This window comes from Ornithinibacillus proteolyticus, from assembly GCF_039581225.1.
Taxonomy (GTDB): domain Bacteria; phylum Bacillota; class Bacilli; order Bacillales; family Amphibacillaceae; genus Ornithinibacillus; species Ornithinibacillus massiliensis.
In genome coordinates this window covers 19,921-43,793 of the sequence record NZ_JBCPXV010000030.1, presented here as the reverse complement: position 1 = coordinate 43,793, position 23,873 = coordinate 19,921, and the positions used below count along the sequence as shown (strand labels likewise).

The 23,873-nt window shown below is 35.5% G+C and carries 26 protein-coding genes; 2 read left to right on the top strand and 24 right to left on the bottom strand.

What is annotated here, in order from left to right; genetic code table 11:
* Positions 1-435 precede the first annotated feature (435 nt).
* The 10 genes from rpsR to AAIB49_RS13870 all read right to left on the bottom strand — a co-directional run bounded on the left by rpsR (position 436) and on the right by AAIB49_RS13870 (position 9,875).
* Entirely contained in the window at positions 436-669 is a 234-nt protein-coding gene (gene rpsR / locus AAIB49_RS13915) for a 30S ribosomal protein S18 (protein WP_047980138.1), read from the bottom strand.
* 519 nt (positions 670-1,188) lie between these two features.
* Entirely contained in the window at positions 1,189-1,653 is a 465-nt protein-coding gene (locus AAIB49_RS13910) for a VanZ family protein (RefSeq protein WP_211740809.1), read from the bottom strand.
* 81 nt (positions 1,654-1,734) lie between these two features.
* On the bottom strand, positions 1,735-4,185 hold the full coding sequence (locus AAIB49_RS13905; protein WP_343458362.1) for an FtsX-like permease family protein: 2,451 nt from the start codon (positions 4,183-4,185) through the stop codon (positions 1,735-1,737).
* The gene (locus AAIB49_RS13900; RefSeq protein ID WP_211740807.1) at positions 4,178-4,849 is read right to left on the bottom strand and encodes an ABC transporter ATP-binding protein; all 672 of its coding nucleotides are present in this window, start codon (positions 4,847-4,849) and stop codon (positions 4,178-4,180) included. Before AAIB49_RS13900 ends, AAIB49_RS13905 begins: the two co-directional genes overlap by 8 nt.
* A 147-nt stretch (positions 4,850-4,996) precedes the next feature.
* Positions 4,997-6,013 carry a tyrosine-type recombinase/integrase gene (locus AAIB49_RS13895; RefSeq protein ID WP_343458361.1) on the bottom strand — a complete coding sequence of 339 codons (1,017 nt, stop codon included), beginning with the start codon at positions 6,011-6,013 and terminating at the stop codon, positions 4,997-4,999.
* Between the two features lie 305 nt (positions 6,014-6,318).
* Complete coding sequence (gene ssb, locus AAIB49_RS13890) at positions 6,319-6,807, bottom strand: single-stranded DNA-binding protein (protein WP_186871212.1); 489 nt, start codon at positions 6,805-6,807, stop codon at positions 6,319-6,321.
* Between the two features lie 18 nt (positions 6,808-6,825).
* Complete coding sequence (rpsF, locus tag AAIB49_RS13885) at positions 6,826-7,113, bottom strand: 30S ribosomal protein S6 (protein ID WP_211740805.1); 288 nt, start codon at positions 7,111-7,113, stop codon at positions 6,826-6,828.
* 195 nt (positions 7,114-7,308) lie between these two features.
* Positions 7,309-8,409, bottom strand: coding sequence for a redox-regulated ATPase YchF (ychF, locus tag AAIB49_RS13880; protein WP_186871214.1), 1,101 nt, complete (start codon positions 8,407-8,409; stop codon positions 7,309-7,311).
* A gap of 211 nt (positions 8,410-8,620) precedes the next feature.
* Positions 8,621-8,818 carry a DUF951 domain-containing protein gene (locus AAIB49_RS13875; protein WP_211740804.1) on the bottom strand — a complete coding sequence of 66 codons (198 nt, stop codon included), beginning with the start codon at positions 8,816-8,818 and terminating at the stop codon, positions 8,621-8,623.
* 40 nt (positions 8,819-8,858) lie between these two features.
* Positions 8,859-9,875: a YkvI family membrane protein gene (locus AAIB49_RS13870; RefSeq protein WP_211740803.1), complete on the bottom strand. Its 1,017-nt coding sequence runs from the start codon at positions 9,873-9,875 to the stop codon at positions 8,859-8,861.
* A gap of 149 nt (positions 9,876-10,024) precedes the next feature.
* Here AAIB49_RS13870 and yyaC point away from each other — a divergent pair, with 149 nt between their 5' ends.
* Complete coding sequence (gene yyaC, locus AAIB49_RS13865) at positions 10,025-10,642, top strand: spore protease YyaC (protein ID WP_211740802.1); 618 nt, start codon at positions 10,025-10,027, stop codon at positions 10,640-10,642.
* A 93-nt stretch (positions 10,643-10,735) separates the two neighbouring features.
* Here yyaC and AAIB49_RS13860 read toward each other — a convergent pair whose 3' ends face one another.
* The 7 genes from AAIB49_RS13860 to mnmE all read right to left on the bottom strand — a co-directional run bounded on the left by AAIB49_RS13860 (position 10,736) and on the right by mnmE (position 18,701).
* A complete protein-coding gene (locus AAIB49_RS13860; protein ID WP_343458360.1) occupies positions 10,736-11,440 on the bottom strand; it encodes a DUF554 domain-containing protein in 705 nt (234 codons plus the stop codon).
* A 156-nt stretch (positions 11,441-11,596) separates the two neighbouring features.
* Positions 11,597-12,433, bottom strand: a complete 837-nt coding sequence (locus AAIB49_RS13855; RefSeq protein WP_343458359.1) for a ParB/RepB/Spo0J family partition protein — start codon at positions 12,431-12,433, stop codon at positions 11,597-11,599.
* Positions 12,414-13,187 carry a ParA family protein gene (locus tag AAIB49_RS13850; RefSeq protein ID WP_186871220.1) on the bottom strand — a complete coding sequence of 258 codons (774 nt, stop codon included), beginning with the start codon at positions 13,185-13,187 and terminating at the stop codon, positions 12,414-12,416. Before AAIB49_RS13850 ends, AAIB49_RS13855 begins: the two co-directional genes overlap by 20 nt.
* A 229-nt stretch (positions 13,188-13,416) precedes the next feature.
* Positions 13,417-14,274, bottom strand: coding sequence for a nucleoid occlusion protein (noc, locus tag AAIB49_RS13845; RefSeq protein ID WP_211741189.1), 858 nt, complete (start codon positions 14,272-14,274; stop codon positions 13,417-13,419).
* Between the two features lie 266 nt (positions 14,275-14,540).
* Positions 14,541-15,257, bottom strand: coding sequence for a 16S rRNA (guanine(527)-N(7))-methyltransferase RsmG (rsmG, locus tag AAIB49_RS13840; RefSeq protein WP_343458358.1), 717 nt, complete (start codon positions 15,255-15,257; stop codon positions 14,541-14,543).
* A gap of 136 nt (positions 15,258-15,393) precedes the next feature.
* Entirely contained in the window at positions 15,394-17,280 is a 1,887-nt protein-coding gene (gene mnmG / locus AAIB49_RS13835; RefSeq protein ID WP_343458357.1) for a tRNA uridine-5-carboxymethylaminomethyl(34) synthesis enzyme MnmG, read from the bottom strand.
* Between the two features lie 41 nt (positions 17,281-17,321).
* Positions 17,322-18,701 carry a tRNA uridine-5-carboxymethylaminomethyl(34) synthesis GTPase MnmE gene (gene mnmE, locus AAIB49_RS13830; protein WP_343458356.1) on the bottom strand — a complete coding sequence of 460 codons (1,380 nt, stop codon included), beginning with the start codon at positions 18,699-18,701 and terminating at the stop codon, positions 17,322-17,324.
* Positions 18,702-19,234: 533 nt separating this feature from the next.
* Here mnmE and AAIB49_RS13825 point away from each other — a divergent pair.
* Positions 19,235-19,534, top strand: coding sequence for a YfzA family protein (locus AAIB49_RS13825; RefSeq protein WP_343458355.1), 300 nt, complete (start codon positions 19,235-19,237; stop codon positions 19,532-19,534).
* A gap of 52 nt (positions 19,535-19,586) precedes the next feature.
* Here AAIB49_RS13825 and AAIB49_RS13820 read toward each other — a convergent pair whose 3' ends face one another.
* The 7 genes from AAIB49_RS13820 to rpmH form a co-directional block, all read right to left on the bottom strand.
* On the bottom strand, positions 19,587-19,817 hold the full coding sequence (locus AAIB49_RS13820) for a YozQ family protein (RefSeq protein WP_339217657.1): 231 nt from the start codon (positions 19,815-19,817) through the stop codon (positions 19,587-19,589).
* Positions 19,818-19,835: 18 nt separating this feature from the next.
* Positions 19,836-20,087 carry a hypothetical protein gene (locus AAIB49_RS13815; protein ID WP_343458354.1) on the bottom strand — a complete coding sequence of 84 codons (252 nt, stop codon included), beginning with the start codon at positions 20,085-20,087 and terminating at the stop codon, positions 19,836-19,838.
* Between the two features lie 183 nt (positions 20,088-20,270).
* Complete coding sequence (locus AAIB49_RS13810; RefSeq protein ID WP_343458353.1) at positions 20,271-20,426, bottom strand: hypothetical protein; 156 nt, start codon at positions 20,424-20,426, stop codon at positions 20,271-20,273.
* 874 nt (positions 20,427-21,300) lie between these two features.
* Complete coding sequence (gene jag, locus AAIB49_RS13805) at positions 21,301-21,915, bottom strand: RNA-binding cell elongation regulator Jag/EloR (protein WP_339217653.1); 615 nt, start codon at positions 21,913-21,915, stop codon at positions 21,301-21,303.
* Positions 21,912-22,676 carry a YidC family membrane integrase SpoIIIJ gene (gene spoIIIJ / locus AAIB49_RS13800; RefSeq protein ID WP_343458352.1) on the bottom strand — a complete coding sequence of 255 codons (765 nt, stop codon included), beginning with the start codon at positions 22,674-22,676 and terminating at the stop codon, positions 21,912-21,914. The genes jag and spoIIIJ overlap by 4 nt, the downstream gene beginning before the upstream one ends.
* A gap of 111 nt (positions 22,677-22,787) precedes the next feature.
* Positions 22,788-23,132 carry a ribonuclease P protein component gene (gene rnpA / locus AAIB49_RS13795; RefSeq protein WP_339217649.1) on the bottom strand — a complete coding sequence of 115 codons (345 nt, stop codon included), beginning with the start codon at positions 23,130-23,132 and terminating at the stop codon, positions 22,788-22,790.
* Positions 23,133-23,310: 178 nt separating this feature from the next.
* Positions 23,311-23,445: a 50S ribosomal protein L34 gene (rpmH, locus tag AAIB49_RS13790; RefSeq protein ID WP_010094630.1), complete on the bottom strand. Its 135-nt coding sequence runs from the start codon at positions 23,443-23,445 to the stop codon at positions 23,311-23,313.
* Positions 23,446-23,873 lie beyond the last annotated feature (428 nt).

The following is a 23,873-nucleotide window of genomic DNA, read 5'->3' as shown; positions in this document are numbered from 1 at the left end:
CTCTGACTCTATAATTTAAGATTAGTTGTACTATTAGTGGCTCTCGCACCGCAAATGGTGGCTCAATGTTCCGCATTCGGTGGCTCAAAACTACGCATAAGCGGCTCAATTCATCCGCAATAAACACTTAAAAACGAATTGTAGACATCAGCAAATTTATCTAAGTCTGTTTCATATAAATAGATTGAAATTATAATATTGTCCATAGTTTCGTTTAATTTTAATTTGTTTATAACCTTTCCACGCAGGTCATCTATACTTTTCTCAAATTCCTTATTCATATTCTAGGTCACCCTAGACACCCTTGTCTTAAGCTAATCACTACTACTGCCTTCGTGATTCGGGACTTCAACCCTAGAGAATGTGTGCATGCCTGGCACACTAAAAAAAGAAGACACCCATTTTGGGATGTCTTCTTAATCAAAAATCCAAAAGTTACTCTGCCACATATGGTAATAAAGCCATTTGACGAGCGCGTTTAATTGCAATTGTAAGTTTACGTTGATATTTTGCAGAAGTTCCAGTTACACGACGAGGAAGAATTTTTCCACGTTCAGAAATGAAACGTTTTAGAAGATCAACGTCTTTGTAATCGATGTGTGTAATACCGTTCGCTGTAAAGAAACACACTTTACGGCGCTTACCACCGCGTCCACGACGAGCTGCCATCTAAATACCTCCTTCGTTCTTAAATTTATTTATAATACCTTTGAATTGACATAAGTTAATGATTTGCCTTGTGTGGAGACACTTCATTAAGATTATTTATTTATGTGTATATCTTTTGTGTGTTTGTGTGTAATGTGCAATATTTATGATATATAAAAAGAGGAGTAAAGTCAAATATTATTTGAACTCGGAAAAAAGAAATCTTTCTTCATTCCTAATAAATAGATTATTTGATTGCTTTTTATTTTAACTTAATCCTTTTGAGTCAAAACTTTTAAAAATTATCTATGCAATTATTAACGAGACAAAAGGAGTTTCTTTTATCTATTCAAATGGTTCAACTTAATACAGAAGAGTTGATCCTTTGGCTTAGAAAGACCCGATGAGTTTTAGTATGCTAAGAATCATCAGATAACAATAACCCTGTTTTATATCTTACTATTTAAATAACAAGGCAATGATAAATCACATCACCTTGTTATTATAATCTAGGTATCTCGGGAAATGTTTATATAAACACTATTTCAATATTCTCTGAACAACTTTTGATTTCCATATTCCAAATCCTATTAAAGCTCCAAACATATTTAATAAGAAATCATCAATATCAAAACTTCCTGTTCTTGTTATTAGTTGTAATACTTCAATAATAAAGAACAACATTACCATTAAAATTGAAAACAGGCCTATTCCTCTTAACTTATTTATGAATTGCGGAAGATAAATACCCAGTGGAAGAAACATTACTAAATTTCCCCCAAGATTTTTAATCGGTATATCTATATTCATACTTTGGTCAAATAAAGCTTTAATATATGTTGTTATCGTTTTAAATGGAACTAAATTTGATGATTCCCTTATATAATTTAATAACGATATGTCTTGCCGAATATAAATTCTTGAATCTAAGAATAATAAAAACACCAAAGCAATTATATAAAACAAGAAACTTATACTAAAAGCAATTCTGAATATTTTTTTCATCTAATCTCCCATTCCCATTCTGAGTTTAAAATATGATTGGCATTCTAACATGAGACATGTAAAATTGTTTAAACCCTAGTTTTACTCTTCTTCCCGAATTAAAGAATAAATAGATTGATGTTTGATTATTATTACAATTACATACCATCCAATCATAATTAAAAATAAAATAAATAGGACTGACAAGCAAAAATATTGAAGGTAGAAGAAATAAGGGTATAAATTATCCAAAAGTTGAGTCAGTGAAAATACTATTAAAGATAAAATAGTTGCTATAATTATATAAAAGAGCATTTCCAATAATAATAGATAATATATTTCCTTTTTCTTCATCCCTAGTGTTAGATAAATTCCCCATTCTTTTTTTGTCATTCTATACTTACTAAAGATAATAACAGTTGTACTTACAATCGATAAGATGACTGAAATGAGATAAGCTAGTTTTCCCAAATATCCAACGAATAGCGATATACGTTTGTCATCCTCTATAAGAGTTGAAATCTTTTGGTATAAGCTCCCTGGTGTAAGAGCGATAATTTCGGACAATTCAGATTCGAGCTGTTCAATATCTTTTCTACCTATTTGGTCTTCTAGATAAATGGATATTTCATTATATCCCGAAAACAACCCCTCATCAATAGCGGTTTCTTCTGCCATAACAACAACGAAATCCGTATACTGTATATCAATTGATTCGCTGATTTCCAAGGTAAACGGTCCATTATACATATTTAATATTTCAAAGTCCCAGTTCTTCGTCTTATAACTTGAATCCTCTTTCTTTTTTTGTATAAAGGTTAATTCTTCTCCATTGAGTTCATTTAAGTCTAATTCTTGTGTATAAGCTGGGTTATATAAAATAACTTTTCCAAGTAAGTCTTCGTATACTAGATTTGGATATAACTTTGAAAACTCAGATTCATCAACTAAAACATATCTAACGTTAGGAGTAATATAGTCATCATAATAAGTTACATCGCTAAAATTATTTTCGATTAACCAATTTTTAATGGCATTGTTTAATAAATCCTTTTTTAATAAAGGATGTACATCTACCATAAAGGGCGTTTTTTCTAAATACTTTATACTCGGATCTTCTTCAAGTTGATAGACTACTTCCGGAGAAAAAGTTAATCCCTCTTGATGTAAGACAGTTAGGTTGTTAACTACATCATAACTATAAATCTCTTGTGAATTTAAATAATAATCAATTTTCGTATTCCAGATACCAGCTGACTCTTTTTCGACAAAAAAAGAGAAGTTAATGATTAAAATTGATAAAGTTAGAGTGAGTATCACTAATAGAGAATGCTTAGGCTTAGTCTGCAGCTGATTCAGAACTTTTCTCATGGTGAAATCATTAACTTTAATTGGTATTTTATTAGTTTTTATGTTGTTAGAATGAGGCTCTTTTAGTAATGTATTAATTGAGCTATCTTTAATAAAATTAATCGATAAATAAGAGCTATGTAAAGTAATGTAAAATACTCCAACAATACAAATAACTACTATCACTATGATATATAAAATGTTTGATAGATTTAGATTACTAATATTGAAAGTGTTATTAATAATCCATACATATAAGAAATAAAGCAATGGTAAAGATAAAAAAAGACCGATTAATAATAAAATAAAAATTTGATATAAGTTCAATTTAAGCAAGTTTAGATTGGTCGATCCCACAGTTTTTAATACAGCTAATTTTCTTTGCTGATTAATATTAAAAAAATAAAATAAACAATACATACTAACAAAAGAGCCTAAAAGAATTATTATTTGAAAAACAAACGATATTATTGCGATTTCCTGATAGTTTGTTAATCCGTTATAAAATAGACGTTCATTAATAAAACCAGTATGATCTACTAAAAAATCAGAAGACTTTTCTTGCATAGAATCAATATTTCCATTATTCCCATTTAATCGAACTAAGAAATTCTGAGATTCAATCTCTAATTTGTTTTTATTTGAAAGAATAATATTTGGAAAATCATTAACTCCTTTTTGAACATTATTGGAAACAGTCCACTTCGCTGAATAATCCTTAACAATCCCCGATAATATCAACTCTAACTCCTTATTATTTATCTTTAATATCTTCTTTTCTCCTATCTTCCAGTTTTTGTCAACTAATGATAAGTAAGAAGATTCAATTGCGACTTCATTTTCCCTATTAGGAAATGAGCCATTTAATAGTTCAATTCTTCCCATCTCCAAAGCCTGCTTATCCAAGGTTCCAACTGTTGCGATAAACTCATCCCTTAGCTCGATATTACCCATAATCCCTATTCCGCCAATTTTCTTTATATCTCCATTTGCGTTAAGAGTTTCTTTTGATTCAATAGAATCTAATAAGACAAGTGTATGCTCCCCATAATCGGAATAGGCCTGTTCTTTCAATCCGATTTTAATGGACTCGGATGCTGTAGAAACAGCTATTATACTGGCCAGCACAATAGCTATGGTTGTTACCAATAAAATGAACCAACTTTTTCGTGAAATTAAAAGTCTGTACCCTAATTTAAACATTAGTGCGTTCCACCTTTAACTCTCCATTCTGCATTGTATATAAATGATGAGGATTTTCAATTAAATTCTTTTCATGTGTGACTATAACTAAGCTTAATCTATAATCGCTACATAATTGACAAAGTAAATCTACAACTTTTCTTGTTGTTGCATAATCAAGATTTCCTGTCGGTTCATCAGCAAAAATAATTTCAGGTAAAGTAATAAGTGCTCTTGCTATTGCAACTCGTTGCTGTTCCCCACCAGATAGTTGGTGCGGCTTCTTTTCTAGTAAATATTCAATCTCTAATCTCTCTGCGAGATATTGAGTTTTAAATATATTATCTTTTTGATTAAACATTAAGGGTAATTCAATATTTTCTTTAACTGATAATTCTGGGATTAAGTGAAATGATTGAAAAACAAATCCAAACGATTCTCCCCGTATCCTGGCCTGTTCATTATCATTTAAGTCATACAAAGAGCGATCTCGATAAAAAACCTTTCCTAAAGTAGGCTCTTCAATACCTGCTAACATACTTAAGAATGTAGATTTACCTGAACCGCTCTTTCCTTCTATTACATATATTTTTCCTTTTTCTATTTCGAAAGAAGTTGGCTTTATAACTTCCAGTTCATTTGAAAATGTTTTGCTTATTCTACTTGCACTTAAAACAATAGACAAAAAAAAAAACCCCCTTAGTAAATTGTCTCTTTAATATAATAACTTAATTTGCTAATAAATTGAAATGTTAAATATAAATAAAATTCTATATAACGCTCTTAACTTTACTATAATAGGTATTTTTATATTGTTTTCTGAAAAGTGTATTTATTTGAAATAGTAACCTGTATTTGTTAATATAGAGATGTAATCCATAATATAAACTTCACTGTAACCGCATTCTTTTAGTTCAGTACCGTGCGTATGCCTTAACATATGCGGTGTACATTTTATTCCTACATTATCTGATAAAGCTTTAAAAGCCTTTTCAGCTGTATTTCTTGTCATATACATTCCAGCATTCGTTAAACCATGATTTACAAAGATGGTATCTATTTCATCCTTTTGTGGTCTGTGTGAACAAACATAATCATCAATCGAATAAATTAAATCCATCGAAACAGGGATATCCCTTTCATTTGTTTTAATAGTGTGATCCTTATGATAGGATGGCAGATGCCTTCTAACATATATTGTTCCTATCTGCTCTGTTGGATTTAGTTCACTATAATCCATAAGACGTAATCCTAAAGCTTCTCCTATTCGACAACCAGTTTCATAAAGAAATTTAAATAAAAGCTTGTTTCTAGCAACTATTTCATTATCTTTAGATAAACCATCAATACCTTCATAAAGTATTTCAATTTGATTTAGAAATAATCTCTTGGTATTCTTTGATTTCTCTTCTTTTTGCCTAAACAGATTCATATTCAAATTATCTTTTTTTACTGTATGCACATAATATTTATTCTTTTGTAGCTTATTTTTCACTGTTATAGGGTTATCATCTATAAATCCCCCAACAGCTTCATAATATTTATAAAATGATGCAACTGCTGCAAGGTATTTATTTATTGTCTTTGCTGACTTTTCTTCTTTCTTTCCGACTTCTTCTGATTTAATGAATTCAATAAACGAGATAATACTTCGCTTATTCACTTCATAAAACTTCAAATCTTTTTTGGAAAGCCACTTAAAGTATTCCTTTAAGCTTCTACAATAACTTTCTATGGTATTAAATGCCAGCCCCTTACCTTCAAGGTACTGCAAGAATAGAGCAACCTCCTCTACTATGTTTAACTCTTCATCCACTAAAACAACCGATTGTTGTCCATTATCCTTCATTGTTCTCCCTATTGTATATGAGCGCATAAAAAAAACACCACCTATCATAATACTAAGTGAATGCATAGATAATCTATACAGGTCCTCCACACACTATTTCGGACATTTCACTTATACATTAAGATTCGATGGTGTTTGACAAAAATCCTTCTTATATACACACTTTTTTACACAATTTACACACTACGTATAATCTAATTGTCATACGCTTATACACACATAATATTTACACAGTTTGTTTTCACTAAAACCCTTGATACAGATGGAAGTAACCATAATTTGCTACTTACACATGTGAACAGGGGTCAGAATGGTAAATCATCATCAGAAATATCAATTGGCTCTCCATTATCTTTAAATGGATCATCCTCAAATTGATTTTGATTCTGATTTTGGTTTCTATTTTGGTTCTGATTTTGTTGGAATCCTGGTGAATAAGAGTCTTGTCCTCCACGTCCTTGCCCTTGGGAAGAACCTTTGGATTCTAAGAACTGTACACTATCAGCCACAACCTCTGTGATATATACCATTTTTCCATCCTGACCTTCAAAAGAACGCGTTTGGATTCTTCCATCCACACCAATTAAGCTACCCTTTTTCATATAGTTAGCTAATGTTTCTGCAGGTCTTCTCCAAATAACACAGTTAATGAAATCGGCTTCTCTATTTCCTTGTTGGTTAGAAAAAGGACGATTTACAGCTACTGTAAAATTGGCAACCGCAACTCCATTTGGTGTATAACGTAAATCAGGATCCTTCGTTAACCTGCCGACAAGTACGACACGATTTAACATCAGAACCACTCCTTATTATTATTCATCTATACGAACTGCAATGTGACGAATAATGTCTTCAGAAAACTTAGCTAAACGATCAAATTCATTAACTGATTTTTCATCGCCAGAGAAGTTAATTAAAACATAGTATCCATCACGGTAATCGTTGATTTCATATGCAAGGCGTTTTTTGCCTTTTTCTTCAACTTTTTCAATCTCCGCGCCATTATCAGTTAAGATACCATTGAAACGCTCAATTAAAGCTTTTTGCGCTTCCTCTTCCATGTCTGGGCGGATGATGTACATGATTTCATATTTTCTCATCCGTTACACCTCCTTTTGGTCTTAGCGGCCCTTATTTCTTGAAAGTAAACTTTCGCAATAAGAGCAAGGAGTAATCTTAAAATTCATTACTCACAATAGTGTATTATACCAAACCTCATATGAAATAACAAGTCTTCGATAGAATCCTTTTTACGTTATATTTCCTATCTGACCTAGTCCATGTTAAAAAACTTTTTACACATTAAATCGGAAGTGGATAACATCGCCATCCTTTACGATGTATTCTTTTCCTTCTAGGCGTACTTTTCCTTTTTCACGTGCAACAGTCATAGATCCTGCTTCAACTAAATCATCGTAGGATACCGTTTCTGCTCGGATAAATCCACGCTCAAAGTCCGAATGAATAATCCCTGCAGCTTGTGGTGCTTTCATTCCTTTACGGAACGTCCAAGCACGCACTTCTTGCTCTCCAGCTGTAAAGTATGTCGCAAGTCCTAATAAGCTGTAAGAGGCTTTAATTAGCTTATCTAGCCCTGATTCTGTAATACCTAATTCATCTAGGAACATTTCTTTCTCTTCTTGATCTAGTTCCGAAATTTCCTCTTCAATTCGAGCACAAATAACAATTACTTCTGCCCCTTCATTGCTAGCATATTCCTTCACTTTTTGTACGTTAGGATTCGATTCTGGATCTGCCACTTCATCTTCCCCAACATTGGCTACATAGAGCATTGGCTTACTAGTTAGTAAATGAAGCCCTTTTACGATTTTTAGCTGCTCTTCTGTAAACTCAATTGCGCGAGCTGGCTTTTCTTCTTCCAGACCTGTTTTTAACTTAGATAGCACTTCAAATTCTACTAGTGCATCCTTATCCTTTTGTTTTGCTAGCTTTTCGACACGTTGATACCGTTTATTCACTGTCTCTAAGTCTGCTAGAATAAGCTCCAAATTAATGATTTCGATATCATCAATCGGATCCACTTTCCCCGATACATGGGTAATATTCTCGTCCACGAAGCAACGAACAACCTGGCATATTGCATCTACTTGGCGGATGTGTGAAAGGAATTGGTTTCCTAGTCCCTCCCCCTTACTTGCACCTTTAACGATTCCGGCAATATCGGTAAATTCAAATGTTGTTGGGACGGTTTTCTTCGGATTTACTAATTCCGTTAATTTATTTAAGCGCTCATCAGGTACTTCCACCATGCCTACATTAGGATCGATGGTCGCAAACGGATAGTTTGCAGCTTCTGCTCCTGCTTGGGTAATTGCATTAAATAATGTAGACTTTCCTACGTTTGGAAGTCCGACGATTCCTGCTGTTAAAGCCATTTCATTCCACTCCTTAAGGATTCCATTCATATAGAACGCGTTCAATAGTTCAATTATAGATTTACGTATGAAAAAAGACAAGCCAGTAAAACGCAAAAATAGGCTTCGTGCTGAAGCCTATTTTTGCGTTTTTACCCTATTATTAATGCTTTTCTCTATCTATCTATGAAATAATTTACCATTTTCTTGGAATTTCGTCTATAAAAAACCTTTAATTTGCAGCCCTTTCCAATACTTTTTTTAGCTTCTTGGCAAACTCTTTTCGTGGAATCATAACACTATGTTCACAACCCATACACTTAATTCGAATATCCATACCCATTCGAATTATTTTCCAACGATTCTCCCCGCATGGGTGGGGTTTTTTCATTTGTACAACATCATGTAATTGAAAATCCTTATCCACCATTTGTACTGCCCCTTATATTAAATATTATTTGAAATATCGATTATTTGTCTCTTTTTACCCATAACGGATACAGCAATAACCTAGTTAAGACATATAAGTTAAGCAATCCGTACAATGGGTATAAAATGCTGATTAACGTAGAAAATCCTAGTGTTGTTAATGGTATCATTGTAGCTAATATTACTAAAACAAGCAACCAAAATGGCAATTTAAAATAGCCTGTGAGCCTAGTCGTTAACCCTAACACACCCGATGCTGCTGTCGTAAATATGGCAAACCATAATAGGATAGTCATAAATATGACCATATAAAATGGATAATTACTTAATATCGCAAAAAGTGGAATTTCATATAACAGAATTTGTTCGGAGATTTGAATGAGACTATTGTTATAGACATAAGTAACAACCCCAAGAATTACGCCACTTCCAAGGCTTGCTATCCATATCTCCTTTTTGGAGGTCATCTTATTCCCTACCGCCCCAAGCACCGCAATCAATGGTAAGACATTTAAAGCCGTAAACGGAAATGCTGCTGTCCAGTTAAATTGCTCATGCCAATGAGAGAACAAATGTAATCTCTGATCAAAGGTGAATGTAAATAGTACATATAGTAGTCCAATAATTAATATTGGTAATATGACTTGATTAAAAGATAGCAATCCACTTATATCCCTAAAGAAAAGTAAAACAAGCATGACCACAATAAATACGATCCCAACCCAATAAGGAAGATTAAATGCCTGTCCAGCTGCACCACTTCCAGACATCATCACAACCGTTGTTGTATAGAGATACAGAAATATCATCACGTCATAAATAGGTGATATCTTATCCCCCACTATCACTTGTAATACCGGTCGATACTCTGTAGACTGCTTATGATAGCTAATCGACATGATAACATAACACGAAACGGAGAAAAAGATAACAAACAACATAATAGCTAGTCCACTTCCATGGCCAAAAAACTCCCATAGCTCCCTTCCTGATGCATACCCTGCTCCAATGGTTGTCCCTATAATAAGAAACATCCATTTAAATCCTGATTTCCACATTGCTTCTCCCCCAATTACATTCCTATGAATTAACTACATGTTCTAACATATAACCGTCCCGTAACACACAGAATTTTATACGATTACACATGTATAAAATAAAAATCTAATCCGTATACTAATAACAATATGTATGCGGAGGAGAACCTATGAATCTAAAGAGTCGTTTATCACAAAAAAACGAAGCAATAAGGATGTTACATACTGACCCAACCCTAATGGACGCCATACCTGAGCGAATCGTATCCTGGTTTCCTAAAATACCAAAGGAATATATTGTTGTTTGTGTCGGTACCGATCGTTCTACAGGTGATGCGCTAGGCCCTTTAACCGGTACCTATTTGATGGATAAAAAGCTGAAGCATATGACTGTATATGGAACATTGCATGACCCAGTCCACGCGACAAATTTAGAGGATTATATAACCTTAATTCATAATCAGCATAAGCACCCATTTATTATTGCTGTGGATGCTTGTTTAGGAAAGACAAGTTCTGTCGGACAAATCATTGCCTGTGAAGGCGCATTAAAGCCAGGAGCAGCATTAAACAAACCTCTTCCGCCGATTGGTGATGTGCATATTACTGGAGTAGTTAATATTAGTGGTTTTATGGAATACTCTGTGTTACAGAACACAAGACTATCCATTGTCGTCGAGATGGCTAAAAAAATCGCAAACGTCATAGATACCATAGATCAACAACTAACCTCCAGCTATGTTACACCAGCAGTATTAATGCAACAGCAAAAAAAGAAACCAATTTAATTATTCGATAAAAAAAAATCCTACCACGCCACTTGTGATAGGATTTTTTATCCTTGACCATATATTTTCTACTTACACGTAATCTAGAATATATTAAAACAATTGATAGATATAATAGATTACCCCTACTGTTATAATAGAAGGTAATAGATTCCCTACTCTAATTTGAACAACCTTTAACATATTTAATCCTATTGCGACAATTAGCAAACCACCAACTGCTGTTAACTCCACAATTAGTCCGTTTAAAAAGTAGTCTGGAACCCATCGTTCAATCTGGGTAGCCAATAATGCAATAGCCCCCTGATATACCACGACTGGAACGACGGATAGTACAACACCTATACCGAGTGTACTCGTTAATACAAGGGCTACAAAGCCATCGAGGATGCCTTTGGTTATTAACACTTCATGATCGCCTCGAATCCCACTATCCAAGGCACCTATAATCGCCATCGCACCAACGATAAAGATTAAGGAAGCCGTCACAAATCCTTGAGACACAGAAGTCTTATCTGACTTGTTTCTAAATTTACTTCCTATCCAATTCCCAAACTGATTCAGTTTATCCTCTACCCTAAGAAGCTCACCAATAATAGCACCAGACAGCAGGCTCAATAGCACGACAATAATAACCTCAGTTGAAAACGCCATTTGCAGTCCAATTAATATGACTGCCAAACCAATCCCATGCATCACGGTTTCCTTAAAGCGCTCTGGAATTTTGGTGAATACTAACCCTAATAAACTACCAACAACAATTAATGCTCCATTTACTAATGTACCAAATAACGCCATTCTATGTACCCTCTCTCCTGCTAGAACTCTTCTAAACTAATCCTTTCTAAAATTGTTTCACGTGAAACAATTATCATACTATGTCATTTATTCGTTTGTCTAATATAGAAAAAGGACTGGAGATGCATGACCTCCTAGTCCTTTGAAAGGTATATCCTACCCTTCTAACACTTCGATGATTCTATCTAGATCATCATCCGTATAAAATTCAATTTCAATCTTTCCTTTACGTTTTCCACGTTGGATACTCACTGCCGTTCCAAGCCTATCACGAAGGACAGATTCTCTTTCTTGAATAAAGATATCTTTTTTCGGTTTTACTTTTTTCTTAACTGGCTTTTCATTTAAAGCAATGATCAGTTTTTCAACTTGTCTAACGTTTAGTTTTTCACTACGGATTTTATTAACGATTGGGATTAGCCTATCTTTATCCTTTAACCCAAGTAATGCACGCCCATGGCCCATTGATAATTCACCATTATTTATATATGCAATTACTTGATCAGGCAACCCTAGTAGTCTTACCATATTCGCAATATGGGAGCGACTTTTACCGAGTCGTTTTGCTAGCTCTTCTTGTGTAATGTTTAACTCTTTCATTAAATTAGCATACGCTTGTCCTTCCTCGATTGGCGATAAATCTTCACGCTGAAGGTTTTCGAGTAATGCTAATTCCATCATCTTTTCATCGGTTAATTCTTTAACAACTGCAGGGATTTCGGTTAATCCAGCTTCTTTAGCAGCTCGGAAACGTCTCTCCCCTACAACGATTTCGTAGCCTTTAATGCTTTTGCGAACAATTAAAGGTTGAATAATGCCATATTCTAAGATTGATTCCTTTAATTCTTCAATAGAATCCGAATGAAAAGTCTTTCTTGGCTGATAAGGATTTGGTCTACAGTCCTTTATCGGCAATTGCTGAACAACATCATCCGATTTTTCCTCTATTTCTGGGAAAAATGCATCTAATCCTTTACCCAACCCTCGTGCCATTAGCCACCACTTCCTTCGCTAATTCAAGATAAACTTCTGCACCTTTCGATTTTGGATCGTACGTAATAATCGGTTGGCCATGACTTGGTGCCTCGCCTAACCGTACATTTCTTGGAATGATAGAATTATAGACTTTGTCTTGGAAGTATTTTTTCACTTCTTCAATTACTTGAATACCTAAATTAGTTCTCGCATCAAGCATAGTAAGAAGTACTCCTTCTATCATTAGCTCTTTATTTAAATGCTTTTGCACTAAACGAATTGTATTTAACAATTGGCTTAATCCTTCTAATGCGTAATATTCGCATTGAACTGGAATTAGTACGGAATCCGATGACGTTAACGCGTTCAATGTTAATAGCCCAAGTGATGGAGGACAATCGATAATAATATAATCGTATTCATCCTTTACCTCTTCTAACGCTTTTTTTAATCTTATTTCACGCGAAATCGTTGGTACTAATTCTATTTCTGCTCCTGCAAGCTGAATTGTCGCAGGAATTATATCGAGATTTTCAACATTAGTTGGTACACAAACTTCACGGGCTGGTAGGTCTTCTACTAGCACGTTATATACACATTTATCCATATCGGCTTTATTAACTCCAACCCCACTGGTTGCATTACCTTGTGGATCTATGTCTACTAACAACACTTTGTTTCCTAAGTGAGCTAAGCAGGCACTTAGATTAACTGATGAAGTTGTTTTTCCAACGCCACCCTTTTGGTTAGCGACAGACATAATCTTCCCCATTTTTCCACCTACCTAAAACAATATACTTTTTATTTTATCACTTTTTTGGAGTTAAAAACTATTAAATTTATATTTTTTGTAGAAATGAGTGATTTAAGCCTATTCTACTAGTGTTTTTACTAGAAGAATAGGCTAGTTTCTTCCAGTATAAGGAATGACATCTGCTCATTTCCTCCTAATCCTCCCAGCAAACCATAAAAATCCCCATCTTAGTAGATGGGGGAAGGGATTATTTCTTTTTTGGTATTTTAATTGTAATTTGATAATAATCATCTAAGTCTTGCTCGTCAGATTCTATGTCGATTCCGGTATCAGACACCATATTTAATGATTGTCTAATCGTGTTCATGGCGATTCGGATATCTTTGTTGACACCCTTTAATTTTGGTTTTCTTTTCTTTGGTTTTTCTTTTGCGTTATTAATCGTATCAATTCGTTCTTCTGTTTGCTTTACATTTAAGTCATGTTCGATAATATCTTGTAATAATTTCAACTGAAGTGTTTCGTCTTTTAATTTTATCAGTGCTCTTGCGTGTCGCTCTGTAATAAGTTTTTGTAATAACGCTTCTTGTATTGGCTCTGGTAGCTTAAGCAGGCGAAGCTTGTTCGCAATGGTTGATTGGTTTTTCCCTAGTCGCTGTGCTAATGCCTCTTGTGTCAGCTCTTGAAGCTCTAATAGCTTCGCATAGGCCATTGCTTCCTCAATTACAGTTAGTTCCTCACGTTGTAAGTTTTCAATCAGTGCTACCGACGCAGTTTGCGTATCATTCATATCGCGAATAATAGCAGACACACTGTCCCAGCCTAGTAATTGAACGGCTCTCCAACGACGTTCTCCGGCAATAATCTCATAGCTATCCGTATCTATTTTTCGAACAACAATAGGTTGGATGATTCCGTGCGTATTAATTGTCTTTGCTAGTTCTTCTATCTTCTCTTCATTAAATACGGATCTTGGTTGATACCTATTTGGTTGAATCTGTTTAACTGGAAGCTGTATGACTTCATCTGGATGATAGTTCTCTTCCTCAACTACTTCATTTTCCTTTTCACCAATACCAAATATGCGGTTAAATGGACTTACCATCATCAGACACCACCTTTATCTTTATAAGATAGATTAATAGTTCTGTACCTATAATCTATAAATCTCTCCTCTATATGAAATGTTTCACGTGAAACATTGTAGCCTGAAACTATGTATGTTCTCGCCTATGCCCTACACGAAATCTATTCTAGTTTACCATAGAATTAACGCTAAGCCTATTTTATCACAATCTATTAAGCTTGGACATGAATGATATACTCCTTCGACAAAAAAACAGGAAAAGTGATATTTTCCTGTTTTATAACCTATTCGATTGGTTCTTTATTAGGTGTCCCCGGTTTACGTGGATATTTCTTTGGTGTCTGTCTTTTCTTTGAAATAATCACAATAGACCGCTCACTATTCTCTTCTGGTAATGTAAAGGTGTGGGTTGATTCTATCTCTCCCCCTAAAACCTTAATAGCAGTTTTTCCACTTTGCAGCTCCTCATTAGCTTGTGCACCCTTCATCGCGATAAACACGCCATTTTTCTTCGCTAATGGAATACATAACTCACTTAAAACGGACATTCTCGCTACCGCCCTTGCCATTACCGTATCAAATGACTCCCGGAACTTGCTATTCTTGCCAAAGGTTTCTGCACGATCATGGTAAAATGCTACATCGGTTAACTCCAATTGAGCAGCTAGATGATTAAGGAAGCCAATCCTCTTTTGTAAGGAGTCTACAATCGTTACCTTCAAATGTGGGAAACAAATTTTCAATGGAATACTTGGAAATCCAGCACCTGCACCGACATCACAAATCTCTTGCGCTGTAGTGAAATCATGATAGAAGGCAGCTGATATGGAATCATAAAAATGCTTCAAATAGACATCCTCTTCTGCCGTCAGTGCGGTTAAATTAATTTTTTCGTTCCACTCGACTAACGTTTCAAAATAAATTCGAAACTGCTCTAACTGCCGATCGGTTAAAACAATCCCCTGCTTCTCCAGTTCAGCTGCGAATTGCGTTGGATTCATTTTTACAAACTCCTTTATTCATCATTATGTATACATAAGGTCAGACCCTTTAGATAAACACACTCCTATGCGAGTTTATCTAAATACAGCAAGGAAGGTATCCTTCTCTCGCAAAAGGTCTGACCTTGAATGAAATTTAATTGGCTACTTTAGCTATTTTCCCTTGCTCAATGTAAACCAGTAAAATAGAAATATCTGCAGGGTTTACACCAGAAATACGAGATGCTTGGCCAACGGATAGTGGACGAACCATTTTCAGTTTTTGTCTTGCTTCTGTTGCAAGACCACTAATTGCATCGTAATCAAGATCATCTGGAATTTTCTTATCTTCCATTTTCTTCATACGTTCCACTTGTTCATTCGCCTTCTTAATATACCCTTCATACTTAATTTGTATTTCTACTTGCTCTTTTACATCAGCAGGAAGTGAGTCATCGGATTCAATCACAGAATCGATTAAATCGTAGTTTAACTCTGGTCGCTTCATTAAATCATAGGCCTTCATTGGCTCTTTTAATGGTGTAGCATTTGCTCCTTCTAGCATTGCTTGCACTTCAGGAGTTGGTTTAATGGTAATTTTGCTTAGACGTTTCTTTTCTGCTTCTACTTGTTGTTTCTTTAATTCAAATTGCTTATAGCGCTCTTCCGAAATTAAGCCTAATTCATAGCCAATATCGGTTAAACGTAAGTCCGCATTATCATGACGTAATAATAGACGATATTCTGCACGAGATGTTAATAGACGGTAAGGCTCTCTCGTACCTTTTGTCACTAAATCATCAATTAAAACACCGATATACGCTTGGGAGCGATCTAAGATAACAGGGTCTTTGCCTAGAACTTTGGCTGCAGCATTAATACCAGCCATAATACCTTGTGCAGCAGCTTCTTCATAACCAGAAGTACCGTTAATTTGCCCAGCTGTATAAAGACCAGGAATTTTTTTAAGCTCTAATGTCGGCCATAGCTGAGTTGGTACAACAGCATCATACTCAATCGCATAACCAGGACGCATCATTTCTGCTTTTTCTAAACCTGGAATAGAGCGAAGAATGTCATGCTGTACGGATTCAGGTAATGACGTAGATAGTCCTTGCACATATACCTCTTCTGTATCCCTACCCTCTGGCTCAAGGAAAATTTGGTGACGTGGTTTATCATTGAAACGCACGATTTTGTCCTCAATGGATGGACAATAACGAGGTCCAGTACCACGCTTAGCACCGGAGTACATAGCAGAAAGTCCTAGGTTTTCATTAATAATTTTATGCGTAAATTCATTCGTATACGTTAACCAGCAAGGAATTTGATCCGTAATAAACTTCGTCGTTTCATAGGAGAAACCTTGAGGCTTCTCATCCCCTGGTTGAATTTCTGTTTTAGAATAATCAATCGTATGGCTATTTACTCGTGGTGGTGTACCTGTTTTGAATCGAGTTAATTCGATTCCTAGTTTTTCAAGATTCTCTGAAAGCTTAATAGATGGACGTTGGTTATTTGGTCCACTTTCATACTCTAAATCTCCCATTAGTACTTTTCCACGCATAAATGTACCAGTTGTAATAATAACGGTTTCTGCACGGTAAGCAGCACCGGTTTCAGTGATAACCCCTTTACATATGCCGTCCTCAACAATAAGAGAGTCAACCATTCCTTGACGAATGGTAAGATTCTCTTGATTTTCAAGTGTTTGTTTCATTTCTTTAATATAAATAGGTTTATCTGCTTGTGCGCGTAATGCTTGAACTGCAGGGCCTTTACCTGTGTTTAGCATACGCATTTGAATATAGCTTTTATCAATTGTTTTAGCCATTTCCCCACCTAAAGCATCGATTTCACGTACGACGATACCTTTCGCTGGGCCACCAACTGATGGATTACATGGCATAAAGGCAATCATATCAAGGTTTAACGTCAGCATTAGCGTTTTTACACCCATTCTCGCAGCAGCAAGACCAGCTTCAACACCTGCATGACCTGCACCGACAACAATCGTATCATATTGCCCTGCATCATATACCATAACTGTTCATCCTTTCGTTATTTTTATTATTCCATTAAGCTCTATTTTCCTAAACAAAACTGCGAGAAGAGTTGGTCGATGAGACTATCACTTGCTGTATCTCCAATAATTTCACCTAAAAACTCCCATGTTCTGGTCACATCAATTTGCACAATATCAAGTGGCATTCCCATTTCCAGAGAGTTCATCGCATCCTCTAACGCTTGTTTCGCCTGTCTTAAAAGCTGAATATGTCTTGCATTAGAGACATAGGTTAAGTCACCAGAATCAATATCTCCCGCAAAGAAAGACGTTGCAATAGCTGATTCTAATTGTTCAATTCCCTCTTCCTTCAATAAAGAAGTCGTAACAATTTTCTTATCACCAACTAATGCATGCACTTCATCCATATTTAGCTTTTGCTCTAAGTCTGTTTTATTCACAATCACAATATATTCGAGTCCTTTAACCGCCTCAAATAATCGTAAATCTTCCTCGGTCAATTCTTCATTATTATTTAAAACAAATAGAATTAAATCCGCTTCTTTTAAGGCCTGGCGAGAACGCTCCACACCGATTCGCTCTACAATATCTTCTGTCTCCCTAATTCCAGCGGTATCGACTAAACGCAAAGGAATACCTCGTACATTTACATATTCCTCAATAATATCTCGTGTCGTACCTGGAATATCGGTAACAATCGCTTTGTTTTCTTGTACTAATGCATTGAGTAAGGAGGATTTACCTACGTTTGGACGACCAATAATCGCAGTAGCAATTCCTTCCCGAAGGATTTTTCCTTGTTTAGCTACACTTAATAGCTCTTCTATCTCTCCATGCACTTCTTTCGTTTTTTGTCGCATCATCTCATGAGACATTTCTTCTACATCATCATATTCTGGATAATCGATATTAACCTCTACATGTGCGACGGTTTCCAATAGAGACTGGCGATATTTCTTAATTAAAGCAGATAAACGGCCATCCATTTGCTTTAATGCTACATTCATCGCTTTATCTGTCTTAGCACGAATCAAGTCCATTACCGCTTCAGCCTGTGATAAATCAATACGTCCATTCAAAAAGGCACGTTTGGTAAACTCACCAGGATCTGCTAAACGCGCACCCTGCGATAATACAATTTCAAGCACACGATTAACAGAAACTAATCCTCCATGACAATTAATCTCTACTACATCTTCACGGGTAAAGGTTTTCGGTCCACGCATTATGGTTACCATTACCTCTTCCGCAACTTCATTCGTTTCTGGATCGATTATTTTACCATAATGAATCGTATGCGAATCTACCTTCGTTATATCTTTCCCTTGATAAATCTTCCCCGTTATTTCTAATGCATCTGGCCCACTTAAACGAACAATCGAAATTGCTCCCTCACCTATCGGGGTTGAAATCGCCGTAATCGTATCTGTCTCCAACATTCTTTTCACCTCCACTAACATTTTCTATCTATATAAACGCTATTTTTTATCCACAATTTTATAGCAACGGATTTTTACCGTCACTAACTTAATAGAATAACACAACTTCCAGCAAAAATAAACTTATCCACAATAATATTTTTTTCATTTTATCCTTTCACTACTTACTAACATGTGGATAAGTTGGTTAGAGATAAAAAATTAGTTATGCACAACATTGTTTTATAGTAAAAATAGCTTGTGTATAAAATTTATGCACAAGCTGGAGAGAATTTACTGGGGCTGGGACATAGCTATTTCTAACATAGGATAAACCGAACATGAAAGTTAGCGCATCAAATCCACCCCGGAAATATAGTGATTGTTAGTATTTTATTACCTTTGTTTTAGTTATGTCCCAGCCTCTGATAATCCTTTTGACGCTACTACATACAGCAGCATTCAATCGTTCCTAACCAATAGGAGACGAATTTTGAAACTTTTTATCTTATTCTGTCGTATTGCTACTATGAGAAGAAAGGGGGAGAACGCAATTGGTTACGAAGCAAAAGTCTCGGCCGTTTTGGAGGGAGAGTTGGGTGTCTTCCATTGGTGTATTTATCCTATCCCAACTAATTTTTATCACGTTTGAATCTACTGGATGGATGCCTAATTATCGTGATATGGATGGGAAACTTTTGGGAAACATAGTGGAATCTTCTTTTTTCAAAGAATGGTTTACCTATTATGAAACACCACATCTCAATTTACTTACCTTATTCTTCGGTATCGCATTTCTCATACCTGGATTAATAGGTGCTATAAGGTACGTGATCCGTAAGCAAAAAGACTAAGTTCCTATATTAGGGTACTTAGCCTTTTTTCATATACTATGCATTATCTGTACTAGAATTTATCCTTGTCTAGTTCCTCCCCATGATAACTCTTTAGCTCTCCTTGCTCATCTAGCTGATCAATGCTGCCATCAATGGTACCTTCCGTATACGCATCGGTTGCTTGCTCATGTGTAATAGCCATACCCTTTTCGGCTTGATTATTACTTTCGTATCCTGATACATCAAAATACTTTTCTGCCACATCTTTAGATTTATTTAACGCTTTCTTATCTTTACCCATCAAATCTTCCTTCCTATGTTAATGTATTTGCTGCAAGATTACTTCTAAATCCCTTTGCAGATTTTTCATATCAACATCATTTAACAAAATGGGAACTTGGTCATTTACGGTAATATAACAAGAATCGTTCTGTCTATCTAAATAGGAAGCCATTTTAACTAACTGTTCCAAAGACAAGGTTGATGCAGTGGAAATATTCTTTACTTGTGTTAAGTAGAAGCTATTTTGTTCAAGTTCTCCATGAAATACAGTTCCATTAAATTTTTCCACTAGTACCTTCTCCTTTTACATCCAAACATTATTCATTAGTATGGAACACTTTCCTTAAAACATACACGAGGATATTTGCTTACTTACTGCTCTCAAACTTAACCTTTGATTTTATTCACTATTTGCGATCCTCTATCGTTTACTGCTTCCCTATTCAAGACATAACCTCTTTCATCGTATCCATTACGATTCTGAGAGGAGTTTTAGCATATAGTCATCTCTTTCCATGTCTTTGTTTAACACTAAAACAACCATGGATTTCAGAACATCATCTAAGTTAGAATCCATGATACCCTCTTTTATTTTTTCGAAATCTAGTGTAATATTGAGTTGGATCATTATCATTACCTCCATTTACTGATTTTCTTGGTCGAAAACACTGTAACATGGATATGATAATGATCCTTTCTTTTTATACAATTATATGGACTTAATCCTTGCTCAACTAATAAAGGACTCTGATACTATCCCTCTGTTACCTTTTTCGGCTCCCCCGACCAAAAAAGGGCTCTGATACTCTCTCTCTGTTACCTTTTTCGACTCTCTCAACGGAAAAAGGGCTCTGACACACTCTCTCTGTTACCTTTTTCGGCTCTCCCGACCAAAAAAGGGCACTGATACTCTCTCTCTGTTACCTTTTTCGGCTCGACCGACCAAAAAAGGGCTCTGACACACTCTCTCTGTTACCTTTTTCGGCTCCCCCGACCAAAAAAGGGCTCTGACACTATCCCTCTGTTACCTTTTTCTCCTAACTCAACCTAAAAAGGGCTCTGACACTATCCCTCTGTTACCTTTTTCGGCTCGACCAACGGAAAAAGGGCTCTGACACACTCTCTCTGTTACCTTTTTCGACTCTCTCAACGGAAAAAGGGCACTGATACTCTCTCTCTGTTACCTTTTTCAGCTCGCTCATCCGAAAAAGGGCATTGATACTCTCCCTCTGTTACCTTTCTCACCTCACCCGACCGAAAAAAGGGCACTGACATCATCTCTCTATTACCTTTTAAAGCTCACTCAACCTAATAAGGGCATCGACAGACATCCTCCGTTCACCCTGCCCTCTCTACTCTCACCCAACCGCAAAAAGGGCACTCCAACTGCCCATCTCCGTCCAATCCGCAAAAAAAATACCACAGTTATAACACTGCGGTATCTTTATGCTTTCTTATCTTTCAAAAAAAAGACCCCTGGTTCGCCAGAGGTCTTTTACTTACTATGGTTTAATAACGACATGTCGATGTGGTTCGACTCCATCGGAATATGTCGATATATCTTGATTATTTTGTAATACACTATGAATGATTTTTCTTTCATAGGCTGGCATTGGTTCAAGTGCAACCTTTTTATTAAAGCGCTTTGCCTTGTCTGCCATACGTAACGCTAAAGTTTCAAGAGTTTCCTTACGGCGCCCGCGGTAGCCTTCCGCATCTAATGTAACCGTATAGTACTGATTGCCTTCTTTATTGATGACTAAATGTGTTAAATATTGTAATGCATTTAAGGTTTGTCCACGTTTTCCGATTAAGAGCGCAATTTTCTCTCCACTTAAATCAAAATTAACATGGTTCCCATCCACAGTAGTGGTAATATCCACTTCTACATTCATATTTTTCACAACATTAAGGATGAATTTTTCAGCTTCTTGGATTGGGTTCTTAGCTAGCCTTACCTTTACAATGGCACGCTTAGCACCGAATACACCTAGAATTCCTTTTTTTCCCTCATCAATAATATCCACTTCTACTTGGTCCCTAGATGTGTTTAACTGCTCTAATGCTGATTGGACCGCTTCGTCAACTGTTTGTCCAGTAGCAGTTACTTCTCTCACTTTTTGTCTCCCCCAGAATTCGTATCCTTCATCATTGGCTTACGAATGAAAATGGTTTGTGCAATCATGAATAAGTTACCAATTACCCAGTAAAGTGCTAATGCAGCTGGGAAGAAGAATGCAAATACCGTAATCATAATCGGCATCATATAAAGCATAACCGTCATTTGTGGGTTTGCTGCTGCAGGGCTTCCTGCCATCATTAGTTTTTGCTGTAAGAATGTTGTTAAACCAGCAATAATCGGTAATACATAATCCACTTGATCCAATGGGAACCAAAGGAATGTATGCCCACCAATTGCCTCAGTACGCATAATCGCATGATAAATACCAAGTAAGATTGGCATTTGAATAAAGATTGGTAAACAACCAGCTAGTGGGTTAACGCCATGCTTTTGAAATAGTGCCATCGTTTCCTGCTGCAATTTCTGCTGTGTGTTCGCATCTTTTGAGCTATATTTCGCTTGTAATTCTTTTAAAGCCGGTTGAATATCTTGCATCGCTTTAGAACTTTTTAATTGCTTAATATTTAGTGGAAGTAATAACGTACGAATAATTACTGTCACTATAATAATTCCTAATCCATAGTCCTCGTTAAATAAATCAGCAAAATACATTATTAACCATGATAACGGATAAACAAAATAACTATTCCATATTCCTTCACTTTCCGCTGTAATTGGCTGATCTATTTCTGTACAACCAGATAATACTACTAGCAATCCAATTAGTATTGCTATAAAAAATATCTTCTTACGCAACTTCTGCTCCTCCTAACTAGTCCAACAAAAAAATCGCTTTCATCTATCATTAACTTTTATAACACATATTTTACAATAAACGAGCATTAGATTCTATCTTAATCTAACACATTACCTACGCTTTAATAGTCTTTCTTTCGACAATAAGTGCGTTAAGCTTTTCTTTACCTCAAAAAAATCCATCGACTTAGTTGGCTGCCTCGCAATAATAATCATATCATAGGAAGCTTCAATATCATTTTCTAGCTCATGAAATGCTTGCCGTAAATAACGTTTAATCCGGTTCCGTACGACCGCATTCCCAATCTTTTTGCCTACAGATAAGCCAATTCGAAAATGTTCCTGATCCTTTTTCTTCATATAATAGATAACCAACTGTCGATTCGCAAAAGATTTCCCCTTTTTAAAAATAGCTTGAAAATCTTTATTGTCCTTCACCCGATATTCTTTCTTCATCACTCATCACCTAACACTAAAAAAGCCAAGTTCCCCTGTTCTTTATGTAAAAAAAGCAGGTGGGTCTATATCCATTGTGAACCACTGCTTTAAAGTTTATTCTATCCAATTTAGAATTCCGTTTTTACACCGTTCATTCTCTCTCTAGCGTAAAAAAGACCACTGACGCTTCAGTGGCCTATGCAGATAATACTTTTCTTCCTTTACGACGACGACGAGCTAAAACTTTACGACCGTTTTTAGTGCTCATACGTGCGCGAAAGCCATGTACCTTTTTACGCTTACGGTTATTTGGTTGAAACGTTCTTTTCATTTATGTTGCACCTCCCCGAGGGATCTTATTTCTCCAAGACAAAATCTAATCCAATAGACATCCATGCAATTATACTGAAAAAATCCACCAACGTCAACTTGCATTTTCAGAAAAACTTACATTTATTCCTCTTTTAACAATCCCGATTTTATTTCATTCACAAACAAGTACGATAATTATTCCCCCTTTTACAACACAAAAACACTTATCCACACACCTTGTTCATGAATTTTTACGCCCAATTTTCTATCCACAACATTTGTCGACAAGATAATCACAAAATATAGTGGTGTGAATAAAAAATGTCTACAACCACTAGATATTGTGGATAACTGTCGAAAAACCATTGCAGAGCTTGCTTTTTTTTGATATTATAGTTGTGTTTTAATATGTTAATAAGTATTTCTCTAGTAAAACTTATGCACAAT

Excerpts from the sequence above, each read along its gene's own strand:
- rpmH (WP_010094630.1), bottom strand. The coding sequence starts at position 23,445 with ATGAAAAGAACGTTTCAACCAAATAACCGTAAGCGTAAAAAGGTACAT.
- rnpA (WP_339217649.1), bottom strand. The coding sequence starts at position 23,132 with ATGAAGAAAGAATATCGGGTGAAGGACAATAAAGATTTTCAAGCTATT.
- AAIB49_RS13895 (WP_343458361.1), bottom strand. The coding sequence starts at position 6,013 with ATGAAGGATAATGGACAACAATCGGTTGTTTTAGTGGATGAAGAGTTA.
- yyaC (WP_211740802.1), top strand. The coding sequence starts at position 10,025 with ATGAATCTAAAGAGTCGTTTATCACAAAAAAACGAAGCAATAAGGATG.
- AAIB49_RS13870 (WP_211740803.1), bottom strand. The coding sequence starts at position 9,875 with ATGTGGAAATCAGGATTTAAATGGATGTTTCTTATTATAGGGACAACC.
- AAIB49_RS13855 (WP_343458359.1), bottom strand. The coding sequence starts at position 12,433 with ATGGCACGAGGGTTGGGTAAAGGATTAGATGCATTTTTCCCAGAAATA.
- ychF (WP_186871214.1), bottom strand. The coding sequence starts at position 8,409 with ATGGCTTTAACAGCAGGAATCGTCGGACTTCCAAACGTAGGAAAGTCT.
- AAIB49_RS13860 (WP_343458360.1), bottom strand. The coding sequence starts at position 11,440 with ATGGCGTTATTTGGTACATTAGTAAATGGAGCATTAATTGTTGTTGGT.
- AAIB49_RS13910 (WP_211740809.1), bottom strand. The coding sequence starts at position 1,653 with ATGAAAAAAATATTCAGAATTGCTTTTAGTATAAGTTTCTTGTTTTAT.
- rpsR (WP_047980138.1), bottom strand. The coding sequence starts at position 669 with ATGGCAGCTCGTCGTGGACGCGGTGGTAAGCGCCGTAAAGTGTGTTTC.
- ssb (WP_186871212.1), bottom strand. The coding sequence starts at position 6,807 with ATGTTAAATCGTGTCGTACTTGTCGGCAGGTTAACGAAGGATCCTGAT.
- AAIB49_RS13875 (WP_211740804.1), bottom strand. The coding sequence starts at position 8,818 with ATGGTGGATAAGGATTTTCAATTACATGATGTTGTACAAATGAAAAAA.
- mnmG (WP_343458357.1), bottom strand. The coding sequence starts at position 17,280 with ATGGTATATGATGCAGGGCAATATGATACGATTGTTGTCGGTGCAGGT.
- rpsF (WP_211740805.1), bottom strand. The coding sequence starts at position 7,113 with ATGAGAAAATATGAAATCATGTACATCATCCGCCCAGACATGGAAGAG.
- AAIB49_RS13810 (WP_343458353.1), bottom strand. The coding sequence starts at position 20,426 with ATGATCCAACTCAATATTACACTAGATTTCGAAAAAATAAAAGAGGGT.
- AAIB49_RS13850 (WP_186871220.1), bottom strand. The coding sequence starts at position 13,187 with ATGGGGAAGATTATGTCTGTCGCTAACCAAAAGGGTGGCGTTGGAAAA.
- noc (WP_211741189.1), bottom strand. The coding sequence starts at position 14,274 with ATGGTAAGTCCATTTAACCGCATATTTGGTATTGGTGAAAAGGAAAAT.
- AAIB49_RS13905 (WP_343458362.1), bottom strand. The coding sequence starts at position 4,185 with ATGTTTAAATTAGGGTACAGACTTTTAATTTCACGAAAAAGTTGGTTC.
- rsmG (WP_343458358.1), bottom strand. The coding sequence starts at position 15,257 with ATGAATCCAACGCAATTCGCAGCTGAACTGGAGAAGCAGGGGATTGTT.
- mnmE (WP_343458356.1), bottom strand. The coding sequence starts at position 18,701 with ATGTTGGAGACAGATACGATTACGGCGATTTCAACCCCGATAGGTGAG.
- AAIB49_RS13820 (WP_339217657.1), bottom strand. The coding sequence starts at position 19,817 with ATGGGTAAAGATAAGAAAGCGTTAAATAAATCTAAAGATGTGGCAGAA.